The organism is Labrenzia sp. THAF187b (genome assembly GCF_009363375.1).
Classification (GTDB): Bacteria; Pseudomonadota; Alphaproteobacteria; order Rhizobiales; family Stappiaceae; genus Roseibium; species Roseibium algicola.
The window spans coordinates 5,522,648-5,541,490 of record NZ_CP045344.1; the positions used below are offsets into that span (position 1 = coordinate 5,522,648).

General features: G+C 59.8%; 17 protein-coding genes. 3 read left to right on the top strand and 14 right to left on the bottom strand.

Annotation, left to right across the window (positions count from 1 at the left end; genetic code table 11):
- Window positions 1–110: 110 nt before the first annotated feature.
- The gene (locus FIV03_RS25370) at window positions 111–1,190 is read left to right on the top strand and encodes a DUF2336 domain-containing protein (protein WP_022997826.1); all 1,080 of its coding nucleotides are present in this window, start codon (window positions 111–113) and stop codon (window positions 1,188–1,190) included.
- 25 nt (window positions 1,191–1,215) lie between these two features.
- Here the strand turns inward: FIV03_RS25370 and FIV03_RS25375 are convergent, their stop codons facing one another.
- The 13 genes from FIV03_RS25375 to FIV03_RS25435 form a co-directional block, all read right to left on the bottom strand.
- Window positions 1,216–2,466 carry a bifunctional alpha/beta hydrolase/OsmC family protein gene (locus FIV03_RS25375; protein ID WP_152511423.1) on the bottom strand — a complete coding sequence of 417 codons (1,251 nt, stop codon included), beginning with the start codon at window positions 2,464–2,466 and terminating at the stop codon, window positions 1,216–1,218.
- Window positions 2,467–2,605: 139 nt separating this feature from the next.
- Window positions 2,606–3,091, bottom strand: a complete 486-nt coding sequence (locus FIV03_RS25380; RefSeq protein ID WP_152511424.1) for a cytochrome c-type biogenesis protein — start codon at window positions 3,089–3,091, stop codon at window positions 2,606–2,608.
- 4 nt (window positions 3,092–3,095) lie between these two features.
- On the bottom strand, window positions 3,096–5,081 hold the full coding sequence (locus FIV03_RS25385) for a heme lyase CcmF/NrfE family subunit (RefSeq protein WP_152511425.1): 1,986 nt from the start codon (window positions 5,079–5,081) through the stop codon (window positions 3,096–3,098).
- Between the two features lie 34 nt (window positions 5,082–5,115).
- Window positions 5,116–5,565: a cytochrome c maturation protein CcmE gene (gene ccmE, locus FIV03_RS25390; RefSeq protein WP_055658701.1), complete on the bottom strand. Its 450-nt coding sequence runs from the start codon at window positions 5,563–5,565 to the stop codon at window positions 5,116–5,118.
- Window positions 5,566–5,627: 62 nt separating this feature from the next.
- Window positions 5,628–6,761 carry a c-type cytochrome biogenesis protein CcmI gene (ccmI, locus tag FIV03_RS25395; RefSeq protein ID WP_152511426.1) on the bottom strand — a complete coding sequence of 378 codons (1,134 nt, stop codon included), beginning with the start codon at window positions 6,759–6,761 and terminating at the stop codon, window positions 5,628–5,630.
- A 158-nt stretch (window positions 6,762–6,919) separates the two neighbouring features.
- A complete protein-coding gene (locus FIV03_RS25400; protein ID WP_152511427.1) occupies window positions 6,920–8,401 on the bottom strand; it encodes a hypothetical protein in 1,482 nt (493 codons plus the stop codon).
- Window positions 8,402–8,551: 150 nt separating this feature from the next.
- The gene (locus tag FIV03_RS25405; protein WP_152511428.1) at window positions 8,552–8,989 is read right to left on the bottom strand and encodes an RT0821/Lpp0805 family surface protein; all 438 of its coding nucleotides are present in this window, start codon (window positions 8,987–8,989) and stop codon (window positions 8,552–8,554) included.
- Window positions 8,990–9,238: 249 nt separating this feature from the next.
- Window positions 9,239–10,591: an ATP-binding protein gene (locus FIV03_RS25410; protein ID WP_152512076.1), complete on the bottom strand. Its 1,353-nt coding sequence runs from the start codon at window positions 10,589–10,591 to the stop codon at window positions 9,239–9,241.
- A gap of 64 nt (window positions 10,592–10,655) precedes the next feature.
- A complete protein-coding gene (locus FIV03_RS25415; RefSeq protein ID WP_022997835.1) occupies window positions 10,656–11,324 on the bottom strand; it encodes a response regulator transcription factor in 669 nt (222 codons plus the stop codon).
- Window positions 11,325–11,403: 79 nt separating this feature from the next.
- On the bottom strand, window positions 11,404–11,658 hold the full coding sequence (locus FIV03_RS25420; protein WP_022997836.1) for a PepSY domain-containing protein: 255 nt from the start codon (window positions 11,656–11,658) through the stop codon (window positions 11,404–11,406).
- A gap of 128 nt (window positions 11,659–11,786) precedes the next feature.
- Entirely contained in the window at window positions 11,787–13,082 is a 1,296-nt protein-coding gene (locus FIV03_RS25425; RefSeq protein ID WP_152511429.1) for a glycosyltransferase, read from the bottom strand.
- A gap of 114 nt (window positions 13,083–13,196) precedes the next feature.
- The gene (locus FIV03_RS25430) at window positions 13,197–13,946 is read right to left on the bottom strand and encodes an HAD-IIB family hydrolase (RefSeq protein ID WP_152511430.1); all 750 of its coding nucleotides are present in this window, start codon (window positions 13,944–13,946) and stop codon (window positions 13,197–13,199) included.
- Complete coding sequence (locus FIV03_RS25435; protein WP_152511431.1) at window positions 13,943–15,481, bottom strand: glycosyl hydrolase; 1,539 nt, start codon at window positions 15,479–15,481, stop codon at window positions 13,943–13,945. Before FIV03_RS25435 ends, FIV03_RS25430 begins: the two co-directional genes overlap by 4 nt.
- 333 nt (window positions 15,482–15,814) lie before the next feature.
- Between FIV03_RS25435 and FIV03_RS25440 the strand changes: the two genes are divergently transcribed.
- Complete coding sequence (locus FIV03_RS25440) at window positions 15,815–16,507, top strand: DUF1194 domain-containing protein (RefSeq protein ID WP_286202232.1); 693 nt, start codon at window positions 15,815–15,817, stop codon at window positions 16,505–16,507.
- A gap of 8 nt (window positions 16,508–16,515) precedes the next feature.
- Here FIV03_RS25440 and FIV03_RS25445 read toward each other — a convergent pair whose 3' ends face one another.
- On the bottom strand, window positions 16,516–17,694 hold the full coding sequence (locus FIV03_RS25445; protein ID WP_152511432.1) for a phytanoyl-CoA dioxygenase family protein: 1,179 nt from the start codon (window positions 17,692–17,694) through the stop codon (window positions 16,516–16,518).
- A gap of 83 nt (window positions 17,695–17,777) precedes the next feature.
- On the opposite strand from FIV03_RS25445, the gene FIV03_RS25450 reads away from it, so the two are divergent.
- A complete protein-coding gene (locus FIV03_RS25450) occupies window positions 17,778–18,809 on the top strand; it encodes a LacI family DNA-binding transcriptional regulator (RefSeq protein WP_152511433.1) in 1,032 nt (343 codons plus the stop codon).
- Window positions 18,810–18,843 lie beyond the last annotated feature (34 nt).

Below are 18,843 nucleotides of genomic sequence, written 5' to 3' on the forward strand. Positions count from 1 at the left end.
TAATTAATACGGATAGCGCGATAGATTTATCCTTTTTTTATCCTGCGCTTTAGACAGTTGTAAACTGTCTCTGCGGTAGTCCTGTTGCAAGAAAAACGGACAGCTAAAAGATGCTCAACGACCTTCTCAATCTCGCTCAGGAAAGCACCCCGGAAAAACGCCACCAACTGGTGGAACACGTTACCGAGCTTTTCGTTCGAGGCGCAAACAGTTACCAGACTGAAGAAATCGCTCTGTTCAACACGGTTCTGGAAAGCATGCTTCCCACCATGGAGCCTGAACAGAAGAAAGCGATTTCCGAACAGCTGGCGCCGATAGACGACACTTCCAACAAGGTCGCCTATGAGCTTGCCCGAGAAGAGATCGACATCGCCAGGCCGATGCTGACGTCCTCAAACGCCCTGAAGACCGAGGATATCCTGCGGCTGGCCAAGACCATGGGCCAGGGGCACCTGCTGGCGATTTCGAAACGCCAGCATCTTGAAGCCAATGTCACCGATGTCCTGCTGGAACGCGGCGAGAACCCGGTCAAGCAATCTGTTGCTGCCAACTCCGGCGCGGAGTTTTCCGAATGGGGCTCCCGCCTGCTGATCAAGCTGGCGGAAAAGGACGAGAAAATCCGCGACGCCATGATGGAGCGCGCGGACATTACCGAGTCCGACTACGACAAACTGATCAACCAGATGCCTGAGGCCCAGCAGGCTAAGATCCGCCAGCTGCGCAAGGAAAACGAAACCCTGATCCAGGATCTTTTCCACAAGGCCAGCAAGGTTGTTGCCAGCTCGAAGCTGGAACGCAAGGCGACCCGCATCAATGCGAAGGTCACCTTGAAGGAAATTCGGGCCGGGCAACGTTCGCTCAGCAAGGCGATCACGCAGCTGTCGCTGTCCAACAATCTGTTCGACATCTGCTTCCTGCTGGCGGAAATGGCCGGGCTGGAGCAGAAATACGTCACCAATGTCATGGTACGTTACGACTCCACCGGCGTGGCGGTTCTTTGCCGTGCCATGGGAGTGGAAAATGCAGACTACAATGCGCTGTGCAAGGCCCGGGCGATGCACAACAAGCAGCCGCAGTCGACGGCGGAAAACTGGGCGAACGACTACCAGTCGCTGTCAGACCGCGACGCGCGCCGTCTGCTGTCCTTCATGAAGATCCGTCTGCAGACCCTGGAAGGCCAGGCGGCCTGAGGCCGCCTCCCCGCTTCCCGTCAGATCACGCCTCTGCTTTGCCGGGCGACACATCCCGCGTCACCACCGCAGCACCCGCCTCCAGGGTGCGATGGACAGGACATTTGTCGGCGATCTCCAGGAGCCTGGTCCGCGTTGTTTCGTCAAGGTTGCCTTCCAGCGTGATCAAGCGCTCGAACCGATCGATCTTGCCGTTCCGCGACTTCACGCTTTCCGAACACTCTTCACAATCGGCCGCGTGCACCTTGCCGTGCAGAACACGGGTGCCGATCCGTTCGATATCCAGCCCCTTGCGTTCCGCATACATGCGCAATGTCATGACCGTGCAGGCCCCGAGTGCGGCGGACAGATATCCATAGGGCGACGGGCCGCTGTCGAACCCACCGACATCCTTGGGTTCGTCGGCAATCATCCGGTGTACGCCGCTCGTGACCATGACCTGAAACTTGCCCTGGCCGGTCTCCACCACTTCAACACCATCCTTTGCTTCGTCGCCGGCCTGCTCCGCGACAGGATCGAGATAACGCCCGACCCAACCGGCAATCACACGTGCCGCATAGGCCGCGTCCTGGCTCTTTGAAAGTAGATGGTCGGCCGTATCGAGCGACACGAAGCTCTTGGGGTGCTTTGCGGCAACGAAAATGCTGGTGGCGTTGTCGATACCGACAACCTCGTCGAGCGGGGCATGCATCACGAGAAGTGCCTTGCCGAGACCCGCGACCTTGTCGCGAACCGACTGGGCTTCCAGATCGTCCAGGAACTCCTTGCGAATGGTAAAGTTGCGCCCTTCGAGAGAAACCTCTCCTTCGCCCTGCTCGCGGATCGTCTCTTCCACCCCCTTGAAGCTTCGGATCACATGATCCGCGTCGGAGGGAGCGCCGATCGTCACGACGGCCCGCACTTCGGGAATGTCGGCGGCAACGGACAGAACCGCGGCCCCGCCGAGCGAATGGCCGATCAGGAGCTGTGGAGCCTGATAGTTCCGGCGTAGATAATCTGCTGCCCGCTTCAGGTCTTCGACGTTGGAGGAAAATCCGGTTGAGGCGAAATCGCCCCCACTGCCGCCGAGGCCGGTGAAATCGAACCGGAGCACGGCAATACCCTCTTGCGAAAGCGCGCTGGCAACGTGGCGGGCGGCGGCGATATCCTTGGAGCAGGTAAAGCAGTGCGCGAACAGGGCGAAAGCCCTGATCTTGCCTGACGGCAGATCCAGCCGGGCCGCCAGACTTGCGTCGTGCGCGCCGTCAAATTCCAGTTTCAGCGGATGCTGTCCCATTCTTCTGCCTCCATGCGTTCACTCGGCCACAGGTAAGCACACCTGCCCGTCATGCAAGTCACGCATTGGTGTGAACACAGTGACCGCAGATCTTGAACGGTATGCAGCTGTTGAGACCGGATACGAACGGGCGGAAGTGTCAGTCGGCCTTGTCCAGCAACGCCTGCAGCCTGCGCTCCTCTTCGGCGGTCAGCTTGGGGGCGGAGACATCGTTTGCAGCAGCGCGATTGCGAGAACGCTTGCGCAGGGCCGCAACAATCGCAATCAGACCCGCAATCAGGGCAACGGGGCCCGCGGCCCACAGAACGATTGTATGCCAGGCGAAGCGGGGCTTCAGCAGTACGAATTCGCCATAGCGGGACACAAGGTAATCGATCACCTGCTCGTCACTGTCGCCGGCGACCAGTCGTTCGCGCACCAGGACGCGCAGATCCTTGGCCAGCGGCGCGTCGCTGTCATCGATGGACTGGTTCTGACAGACCATGCAGCGCAGTTCAGCTGATAGCGCCCGGGCCCGGCCTTCCAGTACCGGATCATCCAGAACTTCGTCGGGTGCAACGGCAAGAGCCGGTGCGGCAAGGAGGCTCACACAAAGTAGCAGGGCAAGGAATAGACGCTGTATCATCCGGTCACTCCGCCGCTGCCACACTTTGCTGACGTTTGCGGGCCGGTTTCGGAGCCCCCACGCGCAGTCGCCTGTCGGCAATGGAGAACACCGCACCCAGGGACATGATCACACAGCCAATCCAGATCAGGGTGATCAGCGGCTTGAAATAGACGCGCACGTCGACAGCGCCATCGCCGCGCCCTTCACCGAGCGAGAGATAGACCTGCGAAAACCCCGTCGTATAGATACCGGCTTCCGTTGTTGGCATCTGGCGCGCCGTGTAGATGCGCTTGGAGGGGTCAAGCTCGGCCACCAGGTTTCCGCCCTGACGGATGGAGAAGTGACCGACTTCTTCAGTGTAGTTCGGACCGCGGCGCGGTGCGGCGCCTTCGAAGGTCATCTGGTATCCGGCAAGTTCGACAACATCGCCCGGACGCATTGTGAGGACGCGTTCTTCCTGAAACGCGGAAGCAGTAACAATGCCGAGGACTGTAAGGCCTATGCCGAAATGGGCAGTGGCCGTTCCCCAGGCTGATCCCGGCAGGCCAACAAGACGGGCAAACCCGCGTTTGAAGCCTATTTCGAAGAATTTGACACGGGTCACGATTTCGGAAATCGCACCCGCCATGACCCAGACCGCCAGCCCAACACCAAGCGGCGCCAGCACCTTGTCCATGCCCCAGGCCCAGTAAGAGACCAGCGTCAGCAACAGGGCAAGGCCGAAAGCCGCATAAAGCCGCTGGCAGGCCGCCCCAAGATCAGCCCGTTTCCAGGACAGGATCGGACCGAAAGGCACTGCCAGAAGCAGCGGCACCATCAAGGGACCGAACGTCAGATTGAAGAAAGGTGCACCGACTGAAATCTTCTCGCCAGTGACGGCATCAAGCACCAGCGGATAGAGCGTGCCTACAAAGACGGCTGCACAGGCAGCGGTCAGGAACAGGTTGTTCAGCACCAGACCGCCTTCCCGGCTGATGGGTGCGAACAAGCCCCCCTGCTTCAACATCGGTGCACGCCAGGCGTAAAGGCTGAGCGATCCGCCGATGAAGATGCACAGAAGGCCGAGAATGAAGACGCCGCGGGCCGGGTCGGTCGCAAAGGCATGAACCGAAGTCAGGACGCCGGAACGCACCAGGAAGGTGCCGAGAAGCGACAGGGAAAAGGTGAAGATCGCCAGCAGTACTGTCCAGACCTTAAGCGCCTCGCGCTTTTCCATGACGATTGCCGAGTGCAGCAGAGCTGTGCCCGCAAGCCAGGGCATGAAGCTGGCATTTTCGACCGGATCCCAGAACCACCAGCCACCCCAGCCAAGTTCGTAGTAGGCCCAGTAGGAGCCCATCGCGATGCCGAGCGTGAGGAAGCACCAGGCAAGCAGTGTCCAGGGCCGCACCCAGCGTGCCCAGGCCGCATCGATACGGCCGAGGATAAGCGCTGCCACCGCGAAGGAGAATGTGATGGAGAAGCCGACATACCCGACGTAAAGCAGAGGCGGGTGAATGGCGAGGCCGATGTCCTGCAGGATCGGGTTCAGGTCAGACCCTTCCAGCGGGGGATTTGCAATCCGGGTGAAAGGGTTGGACGTTGCCAGCAGGAACAGGACAAAACCTGCGGTAACCCAGCCCTGGACGGACAATGTCACCGCTCTCAGGTCGGCCGGCAGGTTGCCCCCGAAGACGCCAACAAGAGCCCCGAAGAAAACCAGGATCAGCACCCACAGAAGCATCGAGCCTTCGTGGTTTCCCCAAACGCCCGTGAACTTGTAGATCAGGGGTTTTGCCGAATGACTGTTCTCGACAACGTTCAGCACTGAAAAATCGGAATTGAGATAAGCCCCCGTCAGCACCACAAAGGACAGAAGGACCAGGAGAAAGAGCATCACCGAAACCGGCGGTGCCACCGCCATCAGGCGCTCATCCTTCTGAAGCGCCCCCCAGATCGGCAGAACGGATTGGACAAGTGTCAGCGCGAAGGCCAGCACAAGTGCGTAGTGTCCGAATTCGACAATCATGTCCGTTCCTCTTCCTCACCGGCACTGCGAACAATCAGTTCGCGTTGCCTTCTTCGCCTTGCCAGTGTCCCTGCGCCTTCAGCGCTTCGGCCACTTCCTTGGGAATGTAGTTCTCATCGTGCTTGGCCAGCACACTGTCCGCAACGAAAACTCCGTCCGAGCCGACGACACCCTCGGTCACCACGCCCTGCCCTTCCCGGAACAGATCCGGCAGGATGCCCTTGTAGGTGACGGCAACCGTATTGGCCGTGTCGGTTACACGGAAGCTGACCTCGGCATTGTCGGAGCGCACGACGGAGCCTTCCTCGACCAGGCCACCGAGCCGGATCCGCTGACCGGGCGCAACGCCGTTCTGGGTGATTTCGGTCGGGCTTTGGAAAAACACGATCTCGCTTCTCAGCGCGATCAGAATCAGCGTCAGGGCAATGGCCAGAACCGCGCCAGCCGAACCGATAAGGGTCAATCGTCTTTGTTTGCGTGTCATCAGCGAAGCGTCCGATTTTCAATTCCCCGGCGCAACTGCGCCGCCTGCGGCAGGTCTGCCGCTCAACCGTCAGTTAGACCAAGCTGGCTGGCAGCGTCCTTGATCATGGACAAGTCCTCCGGCTTGTCCGCATATGCCGACAGCGCCTCCTCAAGAGCCTTTTCCGCATCCTGTTTCTTACCCAGGACCATATAGGCGCGGATCAGCCGGTTCCACTCCTCCACCGATCCGCCTTCCGTGGACAGACGCTCGGCAAGGCCGGCAACCATACCGGCGATCATGGCCTGACGGTCATCCGCGGCCATTTCGCTGGCGGCAGCAACCTCCTCCTGGGACGGCCCCGGCAAACTGTTGCCAACCGGTGCGCCTCCTGTCAGCCGGGCCATTTCCTGGCGTGCAGCCCCAACCCAGGCTGCGGTCTCATCAGCGCCCTGAAGGAGAGCCTGCCAAGCAGCAATCGCGTCTTCCTTGCGGCCTTCCTGGCCAAGCGCCAGTGCGAGAAAGAATCGTGGCTTTACGGCTGCAGGTTCCAGCGACACGGCCTGCTCGAAGGCTGCGCGGGCATCGGCTGTAACCAGACCCTGGTTTGCAATCGTCAGGGCTTCACCCATATCGGTGAGCCAGGCCTGGTTCGGCCCGAGAATGCGGATTGCGTTGGAATAGGCTTTCGCAGAAGCCTGAGGCTGACCGAGTGACAGGTAGACCGGCGCAATGACTGCCCAGCCTTGTCCATCTTCCGGATTTTCCGCCAGATGACGTTCAACACGGGCAACCAGCAGATCGACGGATTGTTCTTCCGCCGGTGCGCTCAGACGGCTCAGCAATGGCTGGTCGGGAAGATCGGGAGAGCCAAGGACAAGATAAAGTCCGAAAGCCGAGGCTGGCAGCGCCAGCAGGGCCAGCCCCTGCGCAAGCTTCAAGCCTCCACCCCTGGAGCCGTCCTGCTTTTTGCTGTCGCCCCTGTCGTGGGCTGCAAGCAGACGGCGCGCGATTTCCGTTCGCGCAGCCTCGGCTGCTTCGGCGTCTATCAGGCCCCGTTCGAGTTCCGTCTCGATCGCCGCAAGCTGCTCGCGATAAACCGCCTCGTCCGCACGTGCCGGTGCATCCTCCTGATGGCGCCGTGTGCGCGATAGGGGAATAAGTACCGACAATGTCGCAACCCCGGTCAACAGGGCAATCAGGATCCAGAACACCATGGCCGCACTATAGACAATTCAATGCGGACAAAAGCAAGGTGGCTGGGATGTGACCGGCGGTCGCGGCGCAAACAAATCAGTGAATGAGGCCAGACCGTCAAATCCATTGCGGCAACCGGCTTTGCGATGCGACGCCTTCGAGGACCTAGCGGGAACCGTCAGCGCCGGCCTAAAGCATTGGCGACAAGTTTGCGTTCCGGACTGGGGCCGGAACTGGCATCGGCCGCGTTCTTGCTCGCCTTTGCATAGGCGGATTGCCGGCTGCGGCGCAGCTGCGCGGCGTAATCCGTGCCGAAATAGATCTCCGACAGCATGATGGCGACGTCGGCTGCGGCAATCTGTGCCTCCAGCGCAGGTCCCTTGGACCTGCCAAGATCGGTGATCAAAGAACGGGTCAGGATTTCAAGCGTCTGTTCGACCGCCTGGCGTGTGCTTTTGCCGATCTCGTTGACGGCAAAGGTCTCGGAGGCGTTCCGAACCATTGCGACCACGCGCAGCGTACGCACAGCGTCATCAATCGCGATCTGGTCGATCTGCAGCTTGCCATCCTTGTCGAACTTCGGCACCTGCAGGGCGCGCCGCACACTGCCGTGGGCGCTGTTCAATTCCCGGGTGACGACGCTGGAAATGCTGCGTTTGGTTTCCGCCAAACGTTTGTGCCACCTGCCGGTGACCGACAGATCCATGTCACGTTCAACGCCGCGGACCAGCAGGTGATACTCCGACAGCGCCTGAGAAAAGGCCACAGGGTCCGGATTGTTGTTGCGATGTTCGAGCGCCAGAATCTGCAGGCGTTCGGCCTCGCTCATGACCACATCAACAAACGGTGCGAACTGGGAATGGGCAATCGCCTTGGGGTCGGGGTCGCCCGCCAGACGTCCGGCGAAGGCACACAAGGCCGAAGGCATGTCCGAGCGATCCACCAGCGCGGCGGCGATCACCGGAACATGGTCGGGAAACCGTGCGGTGCATTTGTCGACGAGGCGCAGTACATCCGTGTCCTGCTTCAGCCGGTGCTCGTTGATGCGGTCCGGTATGTTCTGCAGGAACGGCACCAGCCAGCGTTCTGCCGCGAAGATCTTCTGAATGTCCCTGACTTCGGAGATACCGCGTTCGCCACCAAGTTCGATTGCCATTCGGCGCTTGTCTTTGTCGGACGTTTCCGCGCGGCGCAGCATGTCGCCGATGGCGTCCACGGCACGCGAGCGCAGCGCCTGCACCAGGGCATCCACACGCTCACCACTAACGGCAGAATTTCCGGCCTGTTCCAGCACAAGGCGAATGTCGGCAGCCATGACATCACGACCGAGCCAGTTCCAGACACGGTCGAGAATGCCCCGCTGGATTCGGCCCTCCTGCCGCTGTGGCAGCATCTCGTTGATCAGAAAATCATCCAGCGGCGTGAAGAACATCCGCTGGATCTGATTGCGCCGCTGAGCGCCACCCGGCATGCTCGGCGCAACCGGCTGCGGTTTGCGAATGAGTGCCACGGCTGCGGCAAGAACGAGCTTGATATGCGGATCGGCGTGTTTTTGAACCTTGGCGCGTTCCAAATTCCGGACCAGAGCCTCAACCGCCTTGGGGCTCAGACTACGCAAGTAGGTTTTGATTTTGGTTTCAAGCTGGTCCGAATATGTCATTCACAGCGTCAACATCGCGATCCTAGTTACCACGAGTTTAACGTTAGAAGACTTAAGCAAGTGTTGAGAATAAATACCGGGAACTTAAAGGGCTTCGGACAGCATCACCAGGACACTGTCTCCCCTTGAGCCTTTTCCGCGCCGGCTGGTTCAGCCGATCACCTGCCAGGCACCCTGGTCGGTTTCACACGCCGTGCCGCGTGCCTGCAAGGTACGCCCCTGGAGAACCATCTCGTGCGTAAACTCGCGGCAGCTGGTCTCGTTGACGAAATAGACCGGTCCGGGACGGACTTGACCGCTGCGGCCGGTACGCTCGTTCTGCCAGGCAACAGAAACCCCAAGGCCACGCGCGCGCAATGCCCTGCTCTGGGCATCTTCGGCTGCCTTGCGGTCAGACGGTTCAAGCGCGTCCCCGAACTCGTTGTTCACCAGCACCGATATGGCCGTATTCGCTTCCGAGCCGGAAACATTCGCATTCGGGTCGCCGAAAAAGGACCCCCAAGTATTGCTGTCTCTCGACCCGGACGTCATGGAGCAACCTGCCAAAACAAAGGCAAGAGCAAGACACGAGGCACCGCGAAGACGCATTCTTGAAAGCTCCAAGTTCTTCGAATTTCAACCAGAAGCAGCTGAAATCCGATTGCTGACCATTTTCCAAAGGCTAGCGCAAAATGACTGCACTAGAAGGCGTGAAACCGGCGCAAACCGGTCGATGAATCAGTGTTATTTTCAATTTGTGGCCGAACTTGGCCACAACCGTGTCTTTGTTTCCGCTATTTGCATCACATCCTATCACAGTCCCGCAAGGGCGGCCCAAGCGAACGTTTGGTAAATCCCCTATTCCTTGCTGAGCGCAGGCAGTACCAGACGTGCCTTCAGGCCTCCGAGCGAGGAACCGTCAAGATCGAAAGTGCCGCCGTAAAGGGCAGCGAGATCGGCCACGATCGACAGGCCAAGACCTGTTCCGGGCACGGTTTCATCCAGACGCCGACCGCGCTTGATGGCTTCCGCGCGCTGTTCAGGCGTCAGTCCGGGACCATCATCCTCGACCGTGATCGTGAACATGTCCCGGTTCGTGGCCGGATCGTTCAACGGCGCCACCTGCACCCGCACCTTCGAACCTGCCCATTTGCAGGCATTGTCGATCAGATTGCCGCTCATTTCTTCCAGATCCTGGCTTTCGCCTCGAAAGCGGATCTGGCCGGACTGCGCGAAACCGACATCAACGCCTTTGTCCTGATAGATCTTGCCCATGGCCCGGATGAGACGGGCAAGAACCGGCTCGGTCTCGCATGAAACACCAATGACGCGCCGCTGCGCCGCCATGCGGGCCCGCTCCAGATGATGCTGGATCTGGGTCGACATGATCGTTGCCTGTTCAGACACCTTGTCAGCCAAGGGGCCGCCGGACGCCCTTGCCTCGTTTGAAATGACCGACAGTGGGGTCTTCAGACCGTGTGCAAGGTTGCCGACGTGGGTGCGTGCCCGCTCGACGATTTCCTTGTTCGACACGATGAGCGCGTTGAGTTCCACAGCCAGCGGCGCGATCTCGCGCGGCAGAGCCTCGTCAATGCGTTCGGCCTCACCCTGTCGAACGGCCGAAAGCGACGCACGCAAGCGCGCAAGCGGCCGCAAGCCGAATTTCACCTGCAGGAAGATCGCCAGAATGAGCCCGAGCCCGACAATGCAAAGCGTGATGGCCACAAGCCGAGCGAACTCGAAGATATCCGCCCAGAACCCTGCAGTTGCAGCGCCGATGGCAATCACATAGGCCGCGTCTTCAACGGTAATTCTCTGCTGGAGCACGCGGATTTCATCACCGGTCGGCCCGACGATGAACCCGGCGTTGGCGTCGTCCTGCCCGATCGGCGGCGTGTTCAGCGGATCCCCCACCAGCGACTCCGATGCATAGAGGATCGACGGGCTGTCGGCGCGTCGAACCGTCCAGTACCAGCCGGACAGTGGCAGGGAGAACCGGGGATCGCCGCGGTAGGTCGGCGCAGTCAGGGTTGCGGTTGCCTGATCAGCACTGGCATCTGCATTGGTTGCCAGCATTTCGGCAATCAGTGCCTTGATATGAACCTCGAGCTGGGCGTCAAACGCCCGTTCGCTCGCTCTTTCATAAAGGCTCACCAGGAACACCCCGGCGATGGCGAGCGCGATGGTGGACCATACAGCCGCCACGAACACCAGACGTGCGGCAAGCGACCGCTGAGGCCGGTTCACGGGCCGGCCGTCCCCGTTGGCAGAGGTCTCAGGTGTCACTCGCCGCTCCCAGGCGGTATCCGAGCCCTCGGATGGTTTCGATCATGTCCGAGCCGATTTTCTTGCGCAGACGGCCGACGAAGACTTCCACCGTGTTGGAATCACGATCGAAATCCTGATCGTAGAGATGTTCGGTCAATTCGGTGCGGGAGATCACCTTGCCCTGGTGATGCAGCAGATAGGACAGCAGCCTGTATTCATGCGAAGTCAGCTTGACCGCGCTGCCGTCCACGGTCACACGGCCGGATCTCAGATCCAGACGCACCGCGCCGCAAGTGAGTTCGTTGGAGGCATGCCCGGCGGCCCGGCGCACAAGCGCACGCACACGGGCAAGCACTTCCTCCATGTGGAAAGGCTTTGCCACATAATCATCGGCACCGGCGTCGATCCCCGCAACCTTGTCCGACCAGCGGTCGCGCGCAGTCAGGATGAGGACCGGCATGGTGCGCCCGTCGCGGCGCCAGTTTTCCAGAACGGACAGTCCGTCGAGGGACGGCAGGCCGAGGTCAAGCACCACGGCGTCGTATGGCTCGGTGTCGCCGAGAAAATGCCCGTCCTCGCCGTCCGTCGCACTGTCGACCACATAGCCGGCCTCTTCCAGGGCGGCCACCAGCTGGCGGTTCAGATCGGTATCGTCTTCGACAACAAGAATGCGCATGAAATTCAACTTTATGACTGATGGAGTCGGAACCAGATCAACCAACCGAAAGCCGGCAGGAAGATGTCGCTTCTAGCAATTACCTGTTGGCGTTGACTGTGACAGTTGTCACCTTGCCACCCTTTAGGACCGACAACAGATAGACGTATCCCCCACCCTGCTGGCAAAGCTGGGCCTTGACTATTTCACCGCCTGCCTGCCCTGCAACCGCCCCAAGCGGGGCGGCCTTGCCGCTGGCCACGGCTTCACGGGCCTGCGACTGGGACAAACAAGCGGCTTGCGCCGGCGCAATGACGGCGAATGTCAGGATTAAAAGGGCAAATATCTGTTTCACGTGTCCGATTCCGGTCTGCTCACGAGGTCATGCGCAAGGTGTAATCAATTTCACCTGAACGCAAGCTGAACCGGTTGTTTGGATTTCTTCAGCAGCCCTAATTGCGACGGCTTCCATCCGCCGCCTTGTCAGCCCAGCGCCACTTCGTCCGTCTGCAGGTCGTCGTAACGGCCCTTGAACTGCTCGAACACCTGCAGCGTCCGCCGGGCGATCCCTGTCCAGCCGAACACGCGGCGGGCGAAGCGAGCGCCCTCCACCGAGAGGGTTTCACGCATCCAGGAGTATTGCATCGGCATGTTCAGCATGGCCGCAAACTCTTCTGGTCGCTTGGGATCGGCCACCAGCGCATGTCGCCCAAATTCGATCTGATCGAAAAGGCCGCCGTGAATGGTCACCACAGTCGGCGTTCCGCAGGCCATCGCTTCCACGGCGGTCATGCCGAAAGGCTCATAGCGGGAGGGAAGCGCGAAGATGCCCGGACCGCGATAGAAATCGGCCAGATCTTCATCCGCGACATACCCACGCCAGCTGATGGCATCGGCCACGCCGAGGGAAGAAGCGACTTCCTTCCATTGCGCGAGCAGCGCCTTGTCGCTGTCCGAATTGGCACCGGCGGCAAGCACAAGGCGTGCATCGGGCTGCAATTTCAGGAGGCTCGGCAAGGCTTCAATGATCAGGTCGTAGCCCTTGTTTTCCGCTGCCCTGCCGACGACGTAGATATCCGTTTCCTTGAAGTCGTGCTTCCGGCGCGCTTCCGCGACAACATCCGGTGTTGCGGGCGTAAACCGGCCTTCGTCGATGCCCGGCGGGATCATGGTGATATGCTCGCGCGGCAACTGGTATTGCTCGACGATCAGGTCCGTTTGCTGCTCGGTCGTCGCGATGATGTGGTCGCAGTTGCGGTAAAGAACGAATTCCTTCTGGATACGCTCCTTGAAGCGGTACCCGGCCATCTCTTCTTCACCCGCTCCCACCATGTCGTGTTCTTTCCACCAACCGAGGGAGTGCGGCGTGTGGATGTGCGGGATCTGCAGCTCCTCGGCGATTTTCTGGCCGGCGACGCCCGCATCCCAGTAATGAGAGTTGATCACGTCATATTGCAACTTGCGATGACGGATCATCGCCAGCGCATTGGTGACGAAGTCACCGTACCAGTCGTGCATGTCCTCCTTCCGGATGAAATCGGATCCTCCGAAAGGAACACGCACGACGCGCAGGTTTTCGTTGATGATATCCTCGGCCGGCTGGTCTTCGAACTGGCGCGTCATGACATCGACCCTGTAGCCGAGCCGCGCGAACCTTTTTGCCAGCTCCAGTACGAAGACCACCTGGCCGCCAGTATCCGGTTTACCCAGTTCCGGCGATCCGGCCACGTAACCGTGCAGCGAGATCATCAGAAGGGAACCGATATTTTGCTTGTTCATGTGTCGTTACCTTGTTCGTGTGTCTTGATCTCCATCTACCCAGGCGTTCTTTTGCTCTTTTTGCTCATCAGCCCGCCGACGTTGCAGCAGGCAGCAGCCTCTTGAAAGGCCGGATCAGACTGCCGATTGCGGCAGCAGGCCCATTACCGTCAGCCCTTCCAGCACGCCGGCCGCATGGTGGGCGGATGCCAGATAGGTCTTGTGCCGCGGCAGGGTTGATAGAAGTTCCTGGCGGGCATTGCCGACCGCAATTGCCTTGCCCGCTGCTTCGAACAGCGCAAGGTCGTTGCCGGAATCACCGGCGGCGATCGTTCGCTCCATCGGAATGCCAAGATGGCTTGCCAGATGGCGCATGGCAGCGTCCTTGCCTGCGCCGGGGGCGAAAATGTCCAGATCACTGGTCCCTGAATAGATGTGCCTGAACGGGATGCCCTCGTCCCGGAGTGCGGCAAGAATCGCGTCCACGCCGTCTTTTCCCGGAACGGCGAAGCTCGCCTTTCCGTCCGTCTGGAACTTGTCGTCGTGCGCATCATACCCCAGTTTTCGGACGATTTTGCGAACTTCCTCGTCAGGCCAGTCGATAAACCGGCTTTGCCAGCTTTCCAGAAAGAAACGGTCCAGACGGATTTCGGTTCCCAAACCGGTGATGATCGCGTTCGGTTCGAAGCCTTCGGGGAAGTAGTCGGCAAGTGTCTGGTCGACACTGGCGGCCGGTCGGCTGGAGTTTAGAGCCAGTTTCAGGTGCGACTTGGCGTTCTTCAATTGATGCCAGAGTCGCTCCAGATCGGCCCGGCTACCGGTCAGGGTGTCATCGATGTCGCTGACCAGAAGCCACGTATCACTCTTCCCCGTCTCGCCGGTCACCGGCCCTCCCCTTCCTGATCGGGCGCCCTGTGCGTGACGGAATATGCCGGTTCGACCGTGTGCTCCGTTACCGGACGGCTCAATGTTTCAACAACAAGGTCCTTCAGGCAGACGGCCGCGCTTTCAGTGTAGAAGCCGATACCGCCTTCGATGAAACTGTCGTCAACCAGCGACAGCACCACATAGCCGTCGATGGAAAACTCGAAGTATAGGCCGTGCGCCACAACCTCGATCTGCCAGGGGCCATGATCGCTGCCCCTGAAATGCGCTTCCTGAAGCGGTTCGTAGCGGAAGGCATGTTCGAATTCAGGTGTCGGGTTTGCGCCCCATGCCCGCATCTGGGCAATTCCGTTGACGAGATCCAGAGACAGGTAATAACCGTCACCCTCGTCGTTCATCCTCAGCACAAGACCGGTTTTGCCCAGTCCCTCCAGCATCAGCTGTGCCTTGAGGCGGAAATCCTCATGCTTGCCCGGCAGCATGAAAGCTTCGTACCCGCTCTTGCAGCTCAGATGCAGCCCGTCCGGCCGATCGATCGCCGACGCGTGCGTGTTGGAATACAGTGCCTTGCACTGGTAGGACGCAGTCACGACCTGGCGATGCGTCACCAGATCGTTGAAGTCCGAATTCGATTTCAGCTTGAGCCTGCCGGCGCTGTCGGTCACCAGTTCCTTCGGCGGCGGCAACAGCTTCTTCACGACCTCGCGCCCGTAGACGTATTCCGTTTTGGAAAAGAAATTGAACAGAAGCAAACGGTCGCTGGTTCGGCAAATACGGCCGGCATAATTGCCCGTCGGCAGGATCACGTTGTCGAAGAAGTTCTGGTATGGGCCCTCAATCGTCTCCGCGTACCAGTAGTGGATCTTGGTGTCTTCGCGGATCGATCCCATCAGGTAATAGCGGCCGTCGAGACGAAACAGGTTCGGCACTTCGACGTCGTCATAAAGGCCGGGCCGATAAAGAGGTGGCTCGAACGTGAATTTGTCCGGTTTGGTCTCGCGTGCGAGCCCGACGCAGCCGCGCCGTATGACCGGCCCTTCCTTGACACGGGCAGAGGCCAGCAGCAGGCGTTCGCCTGTGTCTTCATCGACATAGAAGAACGGATCGCGGAAACTGACCCACTTCCGGCCTTCGTCTACCGTGCTCTCGTAAAGCGGGCCAGGCACCTGCAGGGGATAGTTGCCGTGATTGCAGCGTTCCCAGGTGTAGAGATCCCTGGACCGTGCCAGCCCGACCCGCTGCACCCTGCCATATTCCGCGCGCGCAAGGCCGGTGTAGAACATGCGCCACTCGCCCTGCCGGTCCGGATCGGGCGTCACATGCATCGTCCAGAGCATGTCATCATCCCATTCGCCCGGTTCACCGACGAAAAGTGCGTTCTTGACCCGGCGCCACGTCATGCCGTCCGTGCTGACGGCGTGCGCGATGAAATCGTGATTGGGCAGCACCAGATGGAACAGATGATAGATGCCGTCGTGATAAACGACATCGACGTCGCCAATGTCCGACCGCAGAAATCCATGGGATGCATACATGCCCTAACCCTGCCCAGATGTTTCAGCAGGATCAAGAGCCTAAGCCAAAAAATTTGCAGTGCAACATGGCTCGGACGAACAATATCACCCCTTTGCGCATCCCGCCTGATGGCTGGCGGCATTTCTGGAACGATTTGCGGAACGGGCCAGAAACAGCAGGATACCGACCTTTCAAATGGTCCGCTACGATCGGCTTGATGCCTAGAAAATGATCGTTTCTGAGCCAAAAGCGCGTCGTATTCGCATTCCTTTGCCGCCCCTATCCTCTAAAATGGGTTCATGACTGGCTGCTGTTGGACCTCACATACCGACTGCCACCGCGGACAAAGCGCGGTGCGCAAGACCTTGCGCCAGGTCGTCGGTCTTTTCTCGTTTCTTTCCTTGCTGCTCCTGCCAGGTCCTGCAGCCGCGTGTTCCTTATCGCTGGTTCTGGCGATGGACGGTTCGGCCAGCGTCGATGCGCGCGAACACACCTTGCAGCTCAACGGACTGGCAGATGCCTTGAGAGACCCGGACGTCGTTCAGGCAATCGAGGCCGTTGGCGGGATCTGGGTTACAAGTTTCGAATGGAGCGGCCGGTACCAGCAACTGCTCCAGCTTGGGTGGAGCCATCTTTCCGATGCGCAAAGCGCTGCGAATGCGGCCGAAACCCTGCGACGCTCACCACGAGGCTACACCGAATTTCCAACTTCCCTCGGTTATGCACTCGGCCATGCGGCAACCCTGATGCGCAAGGCACCCGCGTCTTGTGTTCGTAAGGTCATAGATGTTGCCGGTGATGGCATCAACAACGACGGTTTCGGCCCGGAAAGCGCCTACAGGGCCTTCGATTTCCAGGACGTTACGGTCAACGGTCTGGTGATTTCAGGCGCCGACGAAGCGCCGGTGCGCTACTACCGGACCCATGTCATCAGGGGTCCGGGTGCCTTTGTCGAGGTTGCAGCCAGCTATGACGACTACGCCGAGGCAATGAAGCGCAAACTGCTGCGGGAAATCTTCGGCAGCGGCTACGCTTCCCTGCGCTGAGATAAACTTCAGGCTTGCCGGCGCTCCGCCCGGGCCAAAAGAGCCGCTTCGAAATCCGCTGCCGGCATTCTGTCCTGCAGGGCCCTAAGGAAAATCTGCTTCTGTGTCTCGGGAGCCAGCCCGCCTACAGGCGGATCCCGATCCAGATTGGTCGGGAAGGAATATCCTTCCGCACACGCGGAAACAGCCGCTTCCAGGCTGGTACCTGACATTGTTTCCTGTCTGGTTTTCGCCAGGAGCACGGGATAGAGCGCCCGGCACATGGCATCCCTGTCCACACTTTCCATGGCGCGCCCGAAGGCCGAGGACACCTGAAGCAGGTTTGCCATGCGCTGGATATCGACACTGGAGTTGTCGCCGGCGGCGTGGAACAGTGCCGGGTTGAAGAACACCGCATCGCCCTTGCGCAGTGGCATCTGCACGTAATGCTGTTCGAAAAACTCCTTGAATGCCTCCAGCCGGTAGGCAGCGTAGCCCGGACGATAAAGCTGTGAAAACGGCAAGAGCTTCGTGGGACCGCTTTCAATCGGCATGTCTGTATGCGCCACCGCCCCTTGCAGGGTCATGACCTGTGACAGGTCGTGCACATGGGCCGGATAACGTGCGCAGTCTTCTTCAGACTGGAAACCAAGGTGGTAATCCCGATGTGCCTGCTGCGCCTTGCCGCCCGGACGTACAAGATTGACCTGGGCCGTCATCTGGTAGTTTGGCCCGAGCCAGGCTTCACAGACGGCATCGATGGCAGGATTGGCAAAATAGTCCGCGAAGACATCGGGGGCTGCCAGGCAGAGTTTCTGCAGTGAGTTCCAGATCCGGTCGTTTGCGCCGGCAGCTGCAAAATGATCCGCACCGCCGCCTGAAGCAGCTTTCTCCTCGGCGATGATCCGGTTATAGACCTGCGTTGCCCGGTCTATCGGGGTGACATCCTTATATGCCTCTTCCAGCACCAGCACACCCGAGTGCAGCCGCATAACCTGCGCCCATTCTGCCATCAACCGGCTACGGCTTTCGCGCCCGGCGAGAACGGTCTCCAGATCGGCAACCCGGTAAACGGGAATACCGGCAACCACCTTGTAGGCGTGCGGCACGATGCCGGCGTCCAGTTTTTGCGACACAAGTTGCCTGAACTCCTCGACATCGCAGCTGGTGGCGTTGAAATACGCCAGATGGTCGACCCGTTTGTCCATGATCCCCTCCCAGGTTTTATTGGCTGCAATGTTAGCAGGATCGGTCTTGATCGGATCGGCATTTTCCATCAAGAATCCATCAAATGACCCATCGCTTCCCGATCAAGGAAATCGCCCTTCAGGCAGGCCTCAGCACTGCCACGGTTGACCGCGTGATGAACGGGCGAGCACATGTCAGCCCGCAGACCCGTCGCAGGGTTGAGGATGCGATTGCGGAACTAGAACAACAGGAAGGTCAGCTGGCTGCCAGGGGGCGGCGGCTTTTCTTCGATGTGGTTATGGAAGCGCCGAACAGGTTCAGCAGAGAAGTGCGTCTCGCCTGTGAAAGCGTGCTGACAGATCTGCATCCAATCGCGATCCGCCCCAGGTTCACTTTCACCGAAACCATGTCGGCTGCCGAATGCAGCGCGATCCTGCAGCGGATCGCAAAGCGAGGCAGCCAGGGCGTCTGCCTCAAGGTGCGCGATACAGAGGAAGTCCGGCATATGATCGCAGGACTGGCAGACCGCAGAATCCCTGTCGTCACCGTCTTTACAGACCTTCCCGCTTCCCGGCGGCTTGCCTACGTTGGCCTGGATAATCGCAGCGCCGGCAAAACCGCTGCCTATCTCATGCACAAGCTCCTGCCGGCAAACGGAACGGTGCTGACGACGCTCAGCCAGCACACCTTTCAGGGCGAGGAGGAGCGCTACGAGGGTTTCAGGCAGGAACTGGATCGTCTACGCCCGGAATGCAGATTGGTGGATGCCAGTGGAGGCGGCGGTCTCAATCCCGAAACACGGCGGGAGGTCGCCGAGAAGCTGGCCTCCTCTCCGCAGATTTCCGGTGTTTACTCCATGGGAGGCGGCAACAGGGCCATTTTGCAGGCCTTGTCCGAGGCGGGTCAGATGCCAGGGGTTTATGTCGCGCACGATCTGGACAAGGACAATCTCGAGCTTCTCCGGCAGGAGCAGCTGACGCTGGTGCTTCACCACGATCTGCAGTCAGACATGAACTCGGCGTTTCGTCATCTCCTGGCATACCACGGCATCGGCACGTCTCCCTCTGGCGAAACGAGCGATATCCAGGTGGTCACCCCCTTGAACATTCCTTCCAGGTTCAATGAACCAGCCTGACCTGGCGGCGCCGACCTCCACAGACGAAGCCTGC

Bases quoted from the DNA above. Each gene is read 5' to 3' on its own strand.
- FIV03_RS25405 (WP_152511428.1), bottom strand. From the start codon at position 8,989: ATGCGTCTTCGCGGTGCCTCGTGTCTTGCTCTTGCCTTTGTTTTGGCA.
- FIV03_RS25435 (WP_152511431.1), bottom strand. From the start codon at position 15,481: ATGTATGCATCCCATGGATTTCTGCGGTCGGACATTGGCGACGTCGAT.
- FIV03_RS25370 (WP_022997826.1), top strand. From the start codon at position 111: ATGCTCAACGACCTTCTCAATCTCGCTCAGGAAAGCACCCCGGAAAAA.
- ccmE (WP_055658701.1), bottom strand. From the start codon at position 5,565: ATGACACGCAAACAAAGACGATTGACCCTTATCGGTTCGGCTGGCGCG.
- FIV03_RS25450 (WP_152511433.1), top strand. From the start codon at position 17,778: ATGACCCATCGCTTCCCGATCAAGGAAATCGCCCTTCAGGCAGGCCTC.
- FIV03_RS25385 (WP_152511425.1), bottom strand. From the start codon at position 5,081: ATGATTGTCGAATTCGGACACTACGCACTTGTGCTGGCCTTCGCGCTG.
- FIV03_RS25380 (WP_152511424.1), bottom strand. From the start codon at position 3,091: ATGATACAGCGTCTATTCCTTGCCCTGCTACTTTGTGTGAGCCTCCTT.
- FIV03_RS25375 (WP_152511423.1), bottom strand. From the start codon at position 2,466: ATGGGACAGCATCCGCTGAAACTGGAATTTGACGGCGCGCACGACGCA.
- FIV03_RS25415 (WP_022997835.1), bottom strand. From the start codon at position 11,324: ATGCGCATTCTTGTTGTCGAAGACGATACCGATCTGAACCGCCAGCTG.
- FIV03_RS25445 (WP_152511432.1), bottom strand. From the start codon at position 17,694: ATGGACAAACGGGTCGACCATCTGGCGTATTTCAACGCCACCAGCTGC.
- FIV03_RS25400 (WP_152511427.1), bottom strand. From the start codon at position 8,401: ATGACATATTCGGACCAGCTTGAAACCAAAATCAAAACCTACTTGCGT.
- ccmI (WP_152511426.1), bottom strand. From the start codon at position 6,761: ATGGTGTTCTGGATCCTGATTGCCCTGTTGACCGGGGTTGCGACATTG.
- FIV03_RS25425 (WP_152511429.1), bottom strand. From the start codon at position 13,082: ATGAACAAGCAAAATATCGGTTCCCTTCTGATGATCTCGCTGCACGGT.